Origin of the sequence: Paenibacillus sp. FSL W8-0439 (assembly GCF_038008995.1) — a bacterium.
In the GTDB taxonomy this organism is placed as follows: domain Bacteria; phylum Bacillota; class Bacilli; order Paenibacillales; family Paenibacillaceae; genus Paenibacillus; species Paenibacillus polymyxa.
Window position 1 is genome coordinate 4,015,257 of record NZ_JBBPAK010000001.1, and the last position, 15,750, is coordinate 4,031,006.

18 protein-coding genes are annotated in these 15,750 nt (G+C 35.5%); 1 reads left to right on the forward strand and 17 read right to left on the reverse strand.

Translation table 11 applies throughout. The features are described 5' to 3' along the window. Positions 1-4: 4 nt before the first annotated feature. The 13 genes from MKX36_RS17210 to MKX36_RS17270 all read right to left on the reverse strand — a co-directional run bounded on the left by MKX36_RS17210 (position 5) and on the right by MKX36_RS17270 (position 11,432). Positions 5-781 carry a (2Fe-2S)-binding protein gene (locus MKX36_RS17210; protein ID WP_340865140.1) on the reverse strand — a complete coding sequence of 259 codons (777 nt, stop codon included), beginning with the start codon at positions 779-781 and terminating at the stop codon, positions 5-7. Position 782: 1 nt separating this feature from the next. Continuing rightward, on the reverse strand, positions 783-1,823 hold the full coding sequence (locus MKX36_RS17215; RefSeq protein ID WP_340865141.1) for an ABC transporter substrate-binding protein: 1,041 nt from the start codon (positions 1,821-1,823) through the stop codon (positions 783-785). A 593-nt stretch (positions 1,824-2,416) separates the two neighbouring features. Further along, complete coding sequence (locus MKX36_RS17220; protein WP_340865143.1) at positions 2,417-2,794, reverse strand: retropepsin-like aspartic protease; 378 nt, start codon at positions 2,792-2,794, stop codon at positions 2,417-2,419. Continuing rightward, entirely contained in the window at positions 2,795-3,037 is a 243-nt protein-coding gene (locus MKX36_RS17225; protein ID WP_013372314.1) for a hypothetical protein, read from the reverse strand. A 181-nt stretch (positions 3,038-3,218) separates the two neighbouring features. Further along, positions 3,219-3,857, reverse strand: a complete 639-nt coding sequence (locus MKX36_RS17230; protein WP_013372315.1) for a hypothetical protein — start codon at positions 3,855-3,857, stop codon at positions 3,219-3,221. A gap of 398 nt (positions 3,858-4,255) precedes the next feature. Beyond that, entirely contained in the window at positions 4,256-4,411 is a 156-nt protein-coding gene (locus MKX36_RS17235) for a hypothetical protein (protein ID WP_340865146.1), read from the reverse strand. 322 nt (positions 4,412-4,733) lie between these two features. Further along, positions 4,734-6,065 carry a caspase family protein gene (locus MKX36_RS17240; protein WP_340865149.1) on the reverse strand — a complete coding sequence of 444 codons (1,332 nt, stop codon included), beginning with the start codon at positions 6,063-6,065 and terminating at the stop codon, positions 4,734-4,736. Positions 6,066-6,335: 270 nt separating this feature from the next. Next, a complete protein-coding gene (locus MKX36_RS17245; protein ID WP_058829979.1) occupies positions 6,336-6,752 on the reverse strand; it encodes a DUF2569 family protein in 417 nt (138 codons plus the stop codon). 247 nt (positions 6,753-6,999) lie between these two features. Continuing rightward, positions 7,000-7,434, reverse strand: coding sequence for a hypothetical protein (locus MKX36_RS17250; RefSeq protein WP_016324600.1), 435 nt, complete (start codon positions 7,432-7,434; stop codon positions 7,000-7,002). Between the two features lie 194 nt (positions 7,435-7,628). Further along, complete coding sequence (locus MKX36_RS17255; RefSeq protein WP_340865155.1) at positions 7,629-8,621, reverse strand: integrase; 993 nt, start codon at positions 8,619-8,621, stop codon at positions 7,629-7,631. A 196-nt stretch (positions 8,622-8,817) separates the two neighbouring features. Further along, positions 8,818-10,065, reverse strand: a complete 1,248-nt coding sequence (locus MKX36_RS17260) for an RES family NAD+ phosphorylase (RefSeq protein WP_340865157.1) — start codon at positions 10,063-10,065, stop codon at positions 8,818-8,820. Between the two features lie 270 nt (positions 10,066-10,335). Continuing rightward, positions 10,336-11,070, reverse strand: a complete 735-nt coding sequence (locus MKX36_RS17265; protein ID WP_340865159.1) for a hypothetical protein — start codon at positions 11,068-11,070, stop codon at positions 10,336-10,338. Between the two features lie 137 nt (positions 11,071-11,207). Next, entirely contained in the window at positions 11,208-11,432 is a 225-nt protein-coding gene (locus tag MKX36_RS17270; RefSeq protein ID WP_069291285.1) for a helix-turn-helix domain-containing protein, read from the reverse strand. Positions 11,433-11,585: 153 nt separating this feature from the next. On the opposite strand from MKX36_RS17270, the gene MKX36_RS17275 reads away from it, so the two are divergent. Continuing rightward, positions 11,586-11,873, forward strand: coding sequence for a DUF6809 family protein (locus tag MKX36_RS17275; protein WP_340865162.1), 288 nt, complete (start codon positions 11,586-11,588; stop codon positions 11,871-11,873). Positions 11,874-12,033: 160 nt separating this feature from the next. On the opposite strand, the gene MKX36_RS17280 is transcribed toward MKX36_RS17275, so the two are convergent. The 4 genes from MKX36_RS17280 to MKX36_RS17295 form a co-directional block, all read right to left on the reverse strand. Beyond that, entirely contained in the window at positions 12,034-12,564 is a 531-nt protein-coding gene (locus MKX36_RS17280; RefSeq protein ID WP_069010393.1) for a hypothetical protein, read from the reverse strand. A gap of 183 nt (positions 12,565-12,747) precedes the next feature. Then, a complete protein-coding gene (locus MKX36_RS17285; RefSeq protein WP_340865163.1) occupies positions 12,748-13,242 on the reverse strand; it encodes a DUF6933 domain-containing protein in 495 nt (164 codons plus the stop codon). A 276-nt stretch (positions 13,243-13,518) separates the two neighbouring features. Then, the gene (locus MKX36_RS17290) at positions 13,519-14,496 is read right to left on the reverse strand and encodes a hypothetical protein (protein ID WP_340865164.1); all 978 of its coding nucleotides are present in this window, start codon (positions 14,494-14,496) and stop codon (positions 13,519-13,521) included. Positions 14,497-14,730: 234 nt separating this feature from the next. Further along, entirely contained in the window at positions 14,731-15,699 is a 969-nt protein-coding gene (locus tag MKX36_RS17295; RefSeq protein WP_340866121.1) for an HNH endonuclease signature motif containing protein, read from the reverse strand. Positions 15,700-15,750 lie beyond the last annotated feature (51 nt).

Consider the following 15,750-nt stretch of genomic DNA (forward strand, 5'->3'; position numbering starts at 1 on the left):
GTTGTCATTTTAATTGAGATTTATTCTCATTGTCAATTTTCGGACATTTTCTGCAATATTCCCCTGACATCTGGTAATAAAAACAACAGGTGGTACGCTTGCTTTTCACGGCTGGAATGCTGTCCTTATTTTTTGTGAACCGAGTGAACGGATTTCTTTTTACACCGAACAAATGCCCGGGCGCTCCTTGCGTCAGATATGAAAAATCTGCCTGGATGTGCTGACTTTCTTGCTCAGCATTGTCTACTTCAGGAGTATATAATGGGACAATGCGTATCATGATATTCTCCCAAAGGATACTCATCGAAAGAGGAGCAATCGCAGCAAGCGTCTTTAACAGCGGTGCAAGGTGTAACGCAAACATCTCCTTTACCACCTTTTCCCGCCACAATTCCCTGTCTCCCGTTAGTGCTTCTGCCCGAAGCCCGTTCATAGCCAGAAAAGGAAAACGCGTCTCCCCCTCATTAGCTGTGAGCATCGGATGATAGAGAAAGCTGTTGTCTAGCCGAAAAGAAACATGCTGATGATGAACGCTCATCGCGGTCAGTAACGGAGCAATCCACAGGTAGCCGATTCGCTTAGCTAACATCGAAGCAGCTACCCTCATGTCAGGCGCACCAATATACTCTTGAAGCCAGCTTAAATACTCTCGGCATGCAGCTTCTTCATGTAGTTGACTCAAAGCAATAATACGGACATTATCTTCAGACGGCTCACCAAGCCGAATCGAGTGTTCATCCGCCGTTTGCTGCCATAAGTCAGTCGATAGATAATGGTCCATTTTAATTCGATCCCAACAGTGCTTCCGATGCCTGATCTACAATAATATTAATTGCAAGTGGGCCATAATAAGCGATCCAAAGTGTAGAATTAACATCATATGCACGGTTATTTTTGACTGCATCAAGGGATTTCCATACTGAACTGCTATCCAAAGCCTCTGCCTCTGCCGCAAACAACTCATCAGACAGAACAAAATAATGATTTGCTCCAATCTCAGGAACTTTCTCCATCGAGATTTCAACGGAGGTATCATCTTTGATCTTCTGGACTAATGCAGGCATTTTTAGGCCTAAATCCTCATACAGAATGCCGCCTGTTCGATGCTCAAGACCATGAACACGAATGCCTTCTTTTCTCGGACGAATAAGTGCTACCGTTTCCTCTCCCAATTTCTCCGACAGCTTCTCCTTCAGTCCTGCAATTTTGTCCTCATAAGCCTTACGCACAGTTTCTGCCTCTGCCTGCTTACCTGTGATCGCAGCCACCGTAGCTAACGTATCTCGCCAGTCCTCGTAGAAGTCAAGTACGATTGTGGGCGCTATTTTGCTTACTCTCTCATACTCTTTCTCTTGAAAATCAGTCATTAAAATAAGATCCGGGTCCAATGCTACAATCGCTTCCAGATTGGGCTTGTCCCGTGTACCTAAAACCTGTACGTCACCCGGCTTATCGCCTAAATATTCTGGAAATGTGGTATTGCCTTCAGCGATAACACTGCCTGCCGGCTGCTCGCCAATGGCTAGCAATTGATCCAGAAATTTGACATCAAGCACAGCAATTTTCTTTGGTTTCTCGTTAAGCGTATACTCACCCTTCATATGCGAGATCGTAACCGGGAAGGCTCCGGCAGTCTGAGACGCTCCATTCGAAGGCGTGTCCGTTGGAGTTGTAGCAGACTCATTGCCGCCATTTGTACCTGCTCCGGCACCGCAAGCCGTCAGTACAAGAACAAGGGCCAGCATCCAGCCCATTAAAAATCGTGATTTATGGTCACCATGTGCCATGCTTCCGGCAGCTTGCCTCTTTGTTCTTTTATTCATGGTGAAGCCTCCTTATGTATGATAATGATTTTCATTATCGAAATATAAGGCGAGTATAATATATCTCCACATCGCGTTACCATGTACTTTTGCGACATTTCAGCCGGACTAATGCGACATGTAAACCGCTTACCCAGCTTTTAATTATCGTCTAATGTATCAAGCCAACAAAACCAAGAATCTCCCATTTTTTCTTTTCATTGATTTCTACCTCTTGCATCAATGTACATTCCATATCCATTTGTTCCATTGAAACTACAACAGAGGTTTGTATGATAAATTTGTGGGTACTCTTCATTAAATTCTGAATGTGGAAACTCATAAAATGTTCCTTTGGATTCATAAGCCATATTCGGTGAAACATATATCTTTAATACCCTTTCGTCCGCAGATATTTCTAAAACATTTTGCTTTCTCCTTTTATCAAGTATCTCCTATAACGTTCTTGTATTTATGAACCCGTTAGGGGGTGTCTGCTGAAATTCCTCTCCGAAATTCATCCCGCAGACCAAGGTTCCATCGGAAACATAGTGTGAATATTATGTTAAGTGAAGTTCAACTTTTTTTGAATAACCTTTTTAAATTTAATGGCTTTATGAACGAGAGAGTTTAAAGTTCTCTAGATCTACATTGAATTTGCCTTTTACCAATATGTCTAATCCCAATAATCTGTTGATATTGTGATATTTAAATGAAGTAAAATCTATGAGTACATCTCTTAAAATAAAATCTCCTACCTGTATTCCCTTGATCCGTTTGGAAAATGCGTGTTCTTTCCCTCCAATTCCGTAACTTGTTATGATTTCGTCATCCATCCCGACCTGAATCCCAATATCATCTACTTCATCCTGTGAAATCAATGTATGGCTTGCTCCTGTGTCAATAACTATGTTATTTATGACTTTCTTTTCTCCATTAAAATGGACTGTTATTTCGGTGAACAACAGCCCATCCCTATACTCAATTTTCATTTATAGATTTCTCCTTAAACCAACATTCTTCCGAACCTTCACAATGACCTGGTCCTTAGAAGTATGATAAACCAAGGTTTTGTCTCGGCTATTCAACAACTCTCTTGTTGCTTCTTCGTCACTTACAGGACCAATCACAGCGACGTCATCTATGATTTCTTTATTTTCTGTCTCTTCGAAATGAAGAATTTCAAACTTTACAAATTGATTCGGGAAGATTTGTTGTACTTCTTGCCACTTCACATTAATCCCTCCTGTCCTTTTTATGGTTACATTATATCATTTAATTAGAATTTCACTTAACGTTCCTGTATTCACGACCCTAGCGAATGCTGGGATGTCTGGCCTCTGCCGGAACGAGGGTACATGCCCAGTGCGTGAGTATATTGTTTAAGTAAAGTCACTTATCTTCGAGTTATATTCGTCACGATTTAGAAAAATTCTCAATATAATGTTTCATAAAAATTATATAATTATCATGACTTGAATCAATATTAAATATCTGTCTATCTGTTACACCTTTCTCTCTTACTTCTATTTTTATGTTTCTTTGGTTACGTTTAAACTTGATATCTAGAAAAACTTCTTTTATTAAATCGTGTTCTATTTGACTATCTCCCGGGAAATTAAAAATATGTTTTTCTGTACTTGCATTGAATAGTGCAACAATATCTATAAAGTCTGACACTTGTTCTTTATTTGGAACAACAAATTCATGTTCAACTAAATTCCTTACAGAATTTATTTTATTTAATATTCTAGGAGCAATAATTCCTAAGTTTTTTAAAGTCTCTATCTTCTTAGGTACATTCCATTTTTTTGAATTTCCAAAAAAACCAAATGCAATCATCAAACAATCAATTTGGCAGTCAAGAGATCTCTTTGCATTTGAGAGAGCATTTATTAAACTGTGTTTTTCAGTTCCCGATTCTAAATCAAATTCAGCAAAGGACAAGTATTCTGAAGGCGTAACATCAAATGGTATATCTATTTCTTCATGTCCACGAGAACTCCAATAACTATTATCATTACTTAGAAAATCAATCACCTCAGAAAATTCCATAAGATCAACTCCAATTTAGTATTTAGGTGATTTCACTTAACGTTTTTGTATTCATGAACCCCGAAGGGGTTGTCTGCTGAAATGCCTCTCCGAAATCCTTCTCACAGACCTAGGCTCCAACGGGGCCGCAGCTTGAATATTATGTTATGTGTAGTTATCACTCCATTGATTGACATTTTAATTTACGCCTTCCAACCCATCTCTTTATACAATCTTCTAATCTGTTTTATAAAACTATCATCTTCTCTTCTCTTATTTATAATCTCTTCATCTGTGGTTACAGCCCATCTAAAAATTTGTTCAATGCTCCCGCAGCTACGTTTAAATCCTTTGGCCAACTTCAGTATGTTTTCTTTAGTTGGTGCAAATGATAATACTACCCTTAACTCTTCATCTGTCTAAGGTCTCCCCTTATTTTCTGCGCTATACGCTTGTTTTTTCTCATATTCAAAAATTAATAATTTCGTTTTTTGGATTACTTGGTCTGTTGTTAGTTCTTCAATTCCTTCATTAAGTAATTCAATTAATCTATCTTTATATTCTTTCTTTTTCATAGATTTCCCCTCCATGATCTTTTCAATAATTACACATAACGTTCTTGTATTCTCGAACCCGAGAACCTTAAGACCGGCTTGACCGGCCGGGTTCGCTTGCAGACTTAGGTTCGCAGGGTTATCTGCCTGACTTCACTTCCTCGAAATGCCTCGGACAGATCAAGGCTCCGCCAGGAGCCGCAGCGTGAATATGTTGTTATCTGATGGATCTGCCCCACATCTCCGAATTAAGACAGGACGTCGACCCACATTTAATTACTAATGTTATAATATATTTCAACTGAATATCTATTTACTCGTCAATTACATTTAATAATTCTTTTTAAATTTCCTTTTCAAGCAAAAAATATCTTCTAATTTCATCCCAGCAATCCGAAAAGATTTCTTGAATCTCTACTTCCTCTACATTGTAATCACTAGAATCTGTATATATTTTAAGTTCATCATTAGCAACGTCGAATTCAGAATTAAATATTGTATCACCCATTAGGTGTAGGCCTGAAATTTTCAAGGATAGCCCCAGAGAAACAGTTATTTCTCTCGTTTTGTCATCTTCGTAAAGAAATCCACTAATGTTGAATTTATCATCACTTCTCTCAAATATAACTTCTTCCTCCCACTCGTACTCCATTAGAAAATCCATAATTTCTTCTAATATCTTTCTTATTTCATTCTTAACCTTACTAATCCTTATACAATACGCCTCTACATCTATTTCTTTCAATCCTTCATAATCATACATTGGAAAATGTCTTCCATCATTCTCGAGACCTCTAAGATGAGCAATTATCAAGTCATTTTCAAAATCAATAATAAGCCTTTCAGGAATAAATATAAAATCAATATAATTATTACTTCCTTCAGAATTAGCTCCTGAAACTTCATAAATAATAAATGTATTTGAGCTAGAGACTTCGGCCCATGGTTTTTGAGTTCCTCTTATGTCTGTACTAGATTTAATATAATCCGGAACTATTTTGCCTAAATAATTCTGCAATGATGTACTAGTAATAAATCGTTCACGTTCAACTGCTTCGGGGGCTTCTCCATTTAATGCCTTTATCAGAAAATGTGTCCATATTCCATGTTCTAGTTCTGGACTACCGTATGATTTCTCTCCACGTGAACATGACAGAAACATAGCTCTATAATTGCTTGATCGCACAAAATCGCTAAACTCTTTGGTATTCATATCAGCAATAAAATCTCTGCTAACTAATTGCTCATCAATATAACTCGCACATGCATCTATAAATATCAAACATTGATTACATCTTGAGTTTCTTAGTGGCTCCATTAATATTCGGTTTAGTGAAACAGTAGTTTCTTGTATATTATTTGGGTGAGTGTCCCACGTTGTTATTTTGTTATATCCTCCATCATAAAATCCATGACCAGCATAATAGAAAATAAATCGATCACTTTCAGTAAGATTTGATATCTCATATTGAAGTTCTTCATTAAGCGCGGATTTTGTCGCATCAACATCAAGCCAAAGCTTAATATTTTCTTGAGGTACTTTAAGATTATTTATAAGCCATTGTTGAAATGCTATTGCATCATTCCTCGCATAATCAACTGTCTTGATTCTAAATTGATAATTTTCCACTGCTATTATTACTGCGAATGTATTCCCATGAAATCCTGAATTCATAAAACACCACCCATGAATCTGTATAATTTCTTCGAGCAACAGGACGTTGCGAATATAATACTTTCACTCTCTCTGGGGCAGATCTTTCAGATAACGTTCTTGTATTCACGAACCCTCACTGGCTTAAGGAGCGAACGCGCCGGGTCCGACGGACTTAGCCAGTGCAGGGTTGTCCGGCTGCTTCCACTCCCCCAAAATGTCTCTGCCGGACCGAGGGCCGAATGGCCCGATGCGTGAATATTTTGTTATCTGATGCCAATGCCTTCTTGATTAACTTTCAAATGTTGCTTTGACTCGTTTTGAGTTTTTAAAATACAAAATCCATATTGATCCAAAAATAATTGTAGAGATTAAACTTGGGAGTTCATCTATTTTGTTAATTGTGAGAATGAAGTTTAAAAATCCAAATATTATAGTGATTATTTCAATTTGAATTATTATATTTGGTCCTTTCCTTTTCTTCTTCAATATAAGCACTAGAGAAACAATAATTAAGACTTCAGAAAATAAATATATTCCGACAGAAATAGTTCTAGCAAGATTCCAACCAATTGTTCCAACTAACATATAAATATAAAATTCGAAATAAAGACCTATTAAATTACTTATAAGTAGATAAAAAGAATAGATCACAAAGAAAAGCAGCCAGCCTTTAATTCCACTCATACTATTCTGAGATAATTGCATTATTGGCTCCTTAATTTTTATCTTTTATTTGCATTGAGCATTGGTTTCAGATAACGTTGTTGTATTCACGACGCCCCACCACCTTAAAGGAACGAGGTGACTGGCCGCAGCGCGGTTTGGTGGTGGGGGTGTGTTCGCCTGAATCCACTTTCAGCTTTGCCTCATCGGGCGAACCGAGGGCCGAAGGGCCCGAAGCGTGAATATTTTGTTATCTGAAGGATCGGTCTGCTTGAACTATTATCAATAACTATTCAACCTTTACTTCAGCAATAAAGAAATTCTCTCCAGGTATTGAATCTCCAGCCATTCTTCTTATCATTGACAATTGACCAACATGTGTCATTGCATCTGATAATGGTCCTTGAATCAGTTTTTCGATAATTCTATCTTTGTTTGGTATTCCATTTGATTTCATTAAATTGTCTAAGTTATGCAGCTCATTAAAAAATGTCTGTACTTCGTCATTCCAGTTTCCTGATTCTTTCTTAAGTTGTACTTGGTTATCAAAAACGGATTGGGCATATCTTATGACATCAGACATGTGTGCCAAAATTTCAATTGGAGTTCTTACACCGTTACCGAGCTCATAATTCGGGTAATTACTTGGAGCATTTAGAATTGCTTTTGAACATCGATACCTGAGAGACGAGAGGTAATGTCTCAAAAAGTAAATTTCATCCATTTTTATTATCCCCCTTTTCTAATTCTTCTCTTTTTAAAGGTCTACCGATCTTTCATATAACGTTTCTGTATTCATGAACCCCGAAGGGGTTGTCTGCTGAAATGCTTCTCCGAATTCCTTCCCGCAGACCCAGGCTCCAACGGAGCCGCTGCTTGAACATAATGTTAGATGAAGTATCTGATTTCTTTGATTTGCTATAAAAACTTATAAAATGATGCTTTTGAAATTTCATTATTTATTAAATTGTCAGCGTCAATGATGGGAATTCCATTAGAATAGAACTTTAATTCTATTGCGGCTAATGATTGACCATTAATTTTAGCGATCAATGCTGGGTTGGCACCATTTCTTAGTAGTTCAAACAATGCTGAATCCATAATTATTTCTACAGGATATGTATCAACATTATCTGGAATTTCGATAACCTTTGTAGTTTTAAGAAACGAGCAAAAGTATTCATTTAGCCTTTCTACTTTAAAATTTTCATTATAGATAAACTCGAATAGATTATCATCTTTCGTTATTTTTTTATTTCGATTTTTTTCTGCGATAGATATCGAAAATATAATATCTCTTCTAAGTCCATTAGGAATATTAATTCTGGTTTCATTAATTTGAAGAACTCTATATTGCTCCATGAAATTCTCTATTGTCAATGAGCAAATTACAGACTTTTTAGTAGGTGCTATAAGAGTAAATTTTATAAACAATCTTAGAACTAGAAACTTGAAATATTTCTTTCTTGCATTTGCTTTTGTGATATCTGATAAGTCATTATTATCAAAGTAATCATCCAAAGCCTCAACTATATCGCTAAGTTCGCTATCTTCCCAATACCCTCTATTTCTAGGTTCATGTAGTTGATAGCGCTGAATAATCAATTCTTTAAAATCTTGATACGACGGAATATCATTAAAAATATTATTCGTTTTATTCCTAGCAAATAGATATTTATAAAATGATTTGATGGATTCAAGATGGCTCTCCATTGTACTAATGGTATTAATTTTCTTCATATTGTTATAATGCCCAACACAATTTACGATATCATCTTTATTAATACTAATAGGTTGATTTGACTTACCAATTGATACAATGTAATTTACAAATTTATTCACATGATTACGATAGGTATCATCTTGAGCTAGATATTCTTGTTTCCATATTTCTAGTAAATTGTCTTCCAACTATATTCAACTCCTTCGAACTTTGCAGATATTTCATCTAACGTTCCAGTATTCATGACGTCCGACAAAGTCGGATGTATCTGTCTGAAATGCCTCCTCGAAATCCATCCAGCAGACCAAGGCTCCGAAGGAGCCGTAGCTTGAATATTATGTTATAGGATGTCAGCGACTTCACTGAAATACTTGATTCATCACTTTATATCTTCTTTGTTTTAATCATCTTATATAAAATGTGAACTTTATTGGTTTCTACAGATAAAATTTCTAGATCCTCTTCTTTTCGATAATTAAAAAGTACAAAATTATTATATTTTCCTTCCTTTACACTTCTATATTTAACTCCATTGAAGCCAATATCAATACAGCATGCAGAAATATAATTCGTTAATAAATATTCAAATTTCAACAAATTCAAATCATTTGTAGTTTGTGACAAATATCTACCGAAATCGCCTAATAAGTCACTCAAATCAAGAATCTTCAACGGTTTCTTAACATTAAATAATGCAATATCTAATTCTTGATCACTTCTATAATTAACTTCATATGGTATTATTTCTTTATTATCAGTTAAGTATAGAACTGATGTTCCAACAATATTGTATCTACCATGAGAAGATACCCCAAACGGGGGTTCCCACATATTTGATGCTTTAAATTGCTCTCCTCCTATCTGCCTAGTTCTTCCTCTAAACAATTGAACTTTCGGAGCTAAGGTAATGTAGTCTCCTTCATTAAACATTTTTTCAAACAACTCATAAAATCTAGCACCAATAGAATGCTTGAATCCTAGCATAGGATTCTTCTTTAAAAAAGACACAAAACTCATTACTTCGACTTTTCGCAAGAATATACTATACTTTTCCGCATATTGTCCCCAATCATCTAGATCAATTTCTAAAAAGCTATGAATATCTTCATTCGTAAAAATTTTAGTAGAATAATCAAAGCGGCCTTTTGGATAAGTCTTTGTTTCAGTACTAATCCCAAATCCACAACAGCTACAATTTAAGAAAGGAGTTACATATTCAACATATTCACTAGGAACAAAATGCTCTTCTAAAAACTTATCTATCGGTACTCCTTCGTTGTACATTTTTTTTCCAATCTCAGAAACACTCATATCATTGGCTTGATATAACTCTCTAACTATTTCACACTCAGAACAATAGTGAATGAATCGAGATATTTGTTCACCGATGAATTCACTAACTTTTTTAGCGAGTTTTTCTTTGTTTTCTTCTGTAATGTAGTAATCCTGAAATGAAATTTTAGAGTTGCATCTTGAGCAATATAACTTCATATATAATTTATCTTCATCATATATTTCAACATATTGTTGTAATTCATCAACGTAAGATATGATACTAATTAATGGATTCATATCCAATTGAGTAAAAGTTGAAGAAAGTTCGAAGCAATCTATGCATGTTATTTTATTCATATAAATCCTTTCCACTCTAAATTTCTTTGCTCATTTTACTGATTTCCTATAACGTTCGCGCATTTCTAACGTTTCAAGCGGCTTAAGGCACGAAATGCCTGGTCGCCAGACTTAGCCGATTGGATGTGTTGCTTGAATAAACTTCTCTGATATCCCTCTTGGTAACCAAGGAGCGCCAGCGACGACACAGAAATGTAATGTTAACGACGTGTGCGTTTCTTCGAATCTGCTTACTGATCTCAACTAATTCTTATCATAATTCTATTTGCTCTACTTCTTTTGTGTTGCAATTTCCTTCGACACAATATATCCTTCAACTTCCACTACATGCTTATCATAGAAATCTAATGAATTGAAATACTTCGAAAAAATATTAGGCGTGATTGGACCCATCTTTAGAAATTGGTTAACCAAATCCTTTCTATTAAGTTTTAAAATATACCCCCATACAGCTACCCAATTAATACAAATAGTTTTATAAGTAGGATAGCCTTTGATTTTAACATCGTCATATACAAGAGTAGGAGGAACAAAGATAATTTCATTTAAATCCGTTTGTAATAAAGCAGAAGGAGTTAAAAATACACCTATAGTATCTGACATCTCATACCAAGAAGCCACTTCATCTACAGCTGGTCCAACCATAATATTATTACTTATTCTTAATTCACCGTACGATGTGGCTCCTCTTAATGGGATTTGTGCCTGTATAGATAGTGAAACAAGGTAGCTATTAATCAGGGATTGATAAGCTATGGCTTTGTTTATTTCTCCATATGTAACTAAAGCAATAGTATCTGAAATACTTCTAAATTCTACTTTTAATCCATCAACAGTTTTTAGGTGGTTTTCTTTACCTGAATTGAAATGTTCTTTTACTTTTGATTCGGCTTTGTTCAGTAGCCCCTCAAGAGCGTCAATTGCATCTATCCGGCGTTGCCATATTCCCTTCCATCCTAAAACATCAAGTAATGTGATAGCTCCAATATCCATTTGATTTGCCATAAGTGCACCGCTTTCAAGTTTAATTTAATATTTATATCCGTACCTCTCCGAAATCCATCCGCAGACCAAGGCTCCGAAGGAGCCCACTGCTTGAATATTATGTTATACGACGGATTCACTTCTTGAATCTGCCCTCACTATTGATTATCTCCAGGTAGATATTCAATCAAATCAGATAATTTACAGTTAAATGTATCGCAAAGCTTGAATAAAGTCTCCAGCTTTGTTGTTTCTATATTCGTTTCCCTATATAGCTTATTAATTGAATTCCGACTCAATCCCGATTTCGCCATCAATTCTGTTATATCATCTATTCGATGTTCTGCCATGAGTTCCCTTATATTGCACTTGATTACGGTCATCTTTTCCCCTCCATAATTCTATCTTATCTCCCATATCAGTAATCATCAACGAAAAGCAAAGATTTAACTCTACAAAGTTAAATATTCACCTTGCAATTAACTCTATAAGGTTATTTAATAACTCTACGAAGTTAATTAAAGGAGGAACAACATATGATTAATGCATTAGAATCATTGACAGAGCCACTTATAAGAATACGTTTAGAATTACTCTTTGCTGAGCTTCTGGAGTACCATACGGAGTACAATCAGCTTTCTTCGGAGACAGATCGATACTTTAGAACGCTTCGCGAAGCGTTACCCGATCAACTTCAACATACGGTTTTTCTGTACGAAGATGCTCAAATTTCTCTCCAATCCATCTTAGAAAGAAGCATCTACATACAAGGTTTCAAAGACGCTCTACAACTCTTTAGTGAATCGAAAAACTCTAGCATTTAGAGGATCATATGATCCTCTTTTTCTATTTCTATTACTTCTGACTCTGTCGTATAACGTTTCTTTATTCACGACCACAGCGTATGCTGAGGTGTCCGGCTCCTGCCGTACCAAGGACGAATGTCCGCAGCGTGAATATTATGTTAAGTGATGTTTCTCTGAATTACCTATCAAATACGTCTTGAAAATATTTATCCATTAATCCTTTATTCTTAAATCTGTCTTTAATATGTTCTTTTGCTCTTAAACAAGCATTTTTATAACCTTCACTTCTCATACTGTCCGCAAGAAAAACCATTTCAATTATTGGATCACTTGGTTCCAACTCGTATGCTTTTGACAGCATGTTTTTCCCTATGCTTTCCCAATGCTCATAGTCTCCAAAATGATGAGGAAACAAAGTGATCATATAACCGAAAATCAATAAAAACTGCGTCTCTTTCGAGAAATTATGTATCCCTTCTTCTGTAATTTCGTTTAATGTCAATTCAATCATTTCATAATCGTTATCATCAAGCCCCTGAGTAACAAACGTATTTCCAGATTCGACACTCAAATACCAGGATATAAAACCTAAATTCAAGCATATACTCAAGTCACGCTTCCCTTTGTCCCACTCTCTTTTCGTTGACAGAAAGGCTTCTTGATAATTTTTTGCAGTCTCAAATTGATTTAATTGATCTCCATTAATCATCCTCTAGCTTCCTTTCAATTTTGCCTCGGAATTTCACTTGACGTTTCTGTATTCATGAACCCCGTCAGGGGTTGTCTGCTGAATTCCCTCTTCGATATCCTTCCTGCAGACCTAGGCTCCATCAGGAGCCGCAGCTTGAATATTATGTTATCTGATTCCATTGTTTCTTTGCGCTTACTTTCATTATCCTCTGTAGTTTTCTTCCATCGCCTTCTTAAACACCTCGATGGGATACTCATATTTTATTGCTTTATAGATGAATCGGTTATTCCATTGATTTCTTTCTATTCCTTCAACAAATTCTCGCTCTATGATTTTCATCGTATAGATAATTTCATTTAATGTTCCTATCACACTTCGATTATTAGTAGTTGTGATAATCATACCTTCATTTTCTTCGATATACCTGCTGATTACTTTTTCCTCGATTTCCTCACTCATTAAATAATTTCTTAGTTCATTAACAAATAACTCTTCTACACTTTTTAATTGTGCCTTTTTAAATCCTACGATCGTTAAACTTAATCTTGATAAGTCATTCATAAATACGATTGTTTTTCTTCTATTCAAAGTGAACATATTGGCATGCCATGTATTTAACGGAACAGATATATCTGTTTTTTGTACTTTACAATCCATTTCTTTTAGCAGTTTTTGTGTCGCTCTTATAACGTACATTATTGTTCTCCTTGTTATTGATTTACAGGTTTGCAATGGTTTCAGATAACGTTTGTGTGTTCACGAACCTGGAGAGGCTTAAGACAGCTTGCTGTCGGGTGGCTCCGCCACTTAGTCTCGCAGGGTTGTCTGCTGATTATGCCTCCACGAAATCCCTCTAGCAGACTAGGGGCCTTAGACCCGTTACGTGAAAACGATGTTATATGATGGGATGACCTCTTTGAAATACAAACAAAAAAGATAAGAACCAGTATTAGAGCTGGTTCTTAATACTACTTAATTCAGTTCTTTTTTCCACCTTTCAATATCCTCTATACTGAAAGGTACCAACTCTATCATTAATAAATCATTTGAAATTGCAGGTTGGAAAGCTTCAATGATTCTTTCTGGTCGGAAAGGTTGACGAACAGAAGTACTATCTAACTCATTGGGAAATTCTACAATCAATACTATCAATTGTCCTTTTACGTGCTTTGCTTGATTGTAAAAATTTATTTTTGATAGCTGTACATATAAGCGATCTAAAGTCATTGGATTAATAGATAAAAGAACTTCGAAGAAATATTCTTTAAATTCAGTCTTGAGGTACGCATCAAAAATTATTCTCCGTTCCATTATTGGATCTAAACCCTGAAAAGCCGGAGTGAATTGTGCATCTCGGATAATGTTTCCTTCGGGAATCAGGTGCTTTTCTAGGTAATTGTCTATAGACTCTTTCTCAGCAAATCTAAAAAAATCACGTTTATTGTATTGTGGCATCTTTGGATCACTCACTGTTATCGAACTTAGCATATCAGTATTAGTAGGTGTTTCACTAATAGAGATGTTACCAATATCGATTTCGTCGTCTTTATTATCTTTTGCTTTTATTACTCCAAGCATATGTAATAGTTCAGGTGTTAGACCATTAATTGTAGTATTGGATTGATGTTGATTCTGATTAATAAGGGTTGTCATCTTTATAATATGTTCCCTGAGGTCAGTATTCTCCTGTTTGATTTCATTTACCTCTTCTTTCTTCTTCTTAATCTCTCTAGAAAGAGATAAGTATTTACCCATACTTAAATTATCAAATGACTCTGATAGGATCAAAATTGTAATTAATATAAACAAAGTAATATATTCAGGAGTCAAGCTATAGGAGGGATTCCCTATTAAAAATCCAGTTGTAATTATCCCTAATAGATATAAGATGAAGACAATAAGTAACCCTCTCACAAACCAATTAACTTTTCTTGCATTGCTTTCATCCATCTGTGTCATTCCTTTATTGAAATATTTTACTTTACAGAATAAAGTACTTTCTGGAAATTGTATAGTCCTCTTTGTTTTATAACACTTGCAGCCCTTCATATAACGTTCCCGTATTCACGACCCAGCGTATGCTGGGTGTCTGGCTCCTGCCGGACCGAGGACGAATGTCCGATGCGTGAATATTATGTTATTCGAAGGAGCTGGCGTCTTTGAGGCAGCTACAAATATTTGTGTTTAGGGTTTAAATCCAACTCTTGTCCAATGATGTTTTAAATGATCAACATTAATTGGTGTTTGTGCCTGCTTAATAGGATATCCGTTAAATTCCTTAATTCGTTTTATTGGATCACTGTAATTTGCTAAACGCTCATTATTTACTGACACTAACAAATTATTATCCAAAGTAAATAGACCGATCTCAAAAGCTTTATCATGCATTAAACAAAGACTTAAGCCATTATCTACTTCTCCTCTTAATTCTGGCCTATCTGACCATCGTGCTATATGTGCCCCTATCAAAAAACTTTTATCACTAACATCACAATTCGGAAAACAACACATGTATTTAAAGTTCTCTTTAACATTGCTCGAAAAATCACTTTGTCCAACTCGAATTGCTAAAGTTGCCTGACTTTCGTATGCTTTTATATGATTTCTGATATTATTTTCTTTAACAGCAGTATAGATTGTACTTTCATCAAATAGAATCTTACTTAATGTCTTATCTAGCTCTGATAGGTAAGCGCCATTTTGCCTACGTAAACTATCGTTTTGAACTACATAAAATAAAAGCTTCTTTTCAGGACCTTTCTTAATTTGATTTATACTGAAGTAATATCTAAGCTGACTTTCTTTTTCACTAAACATTTTGCTTAACAAAATTTCTTCATTGAATAACTCAAAGTTTTTTAAATTAACTCTGTTAAATTTTTGTGCATAATTCCATTTAGGTCCGGGATTCGGAGGTCTGAGATCTGTAACAAAACCATCAGTTTCAGCAATGGAATATCCTACGAGTCGAGGATTTGTGTTTCCTTTCAGATGTAAAACAACGTCTCCTTCTTTTACACGCATTAAGCTGCTCCAATAAGCCCAAGATCTTCTGGAATTATTCACTAATTTATACGCTGGAGACCAAAGACATCTTGTAAATTCCCATCCTTCTCCTCCATGCGTTTCATCCGTTGACATCTCAATCCACATCACAAATCTTCACTCCCTACTAAGAGTTACCTCAATTTTCGACTTTTATTT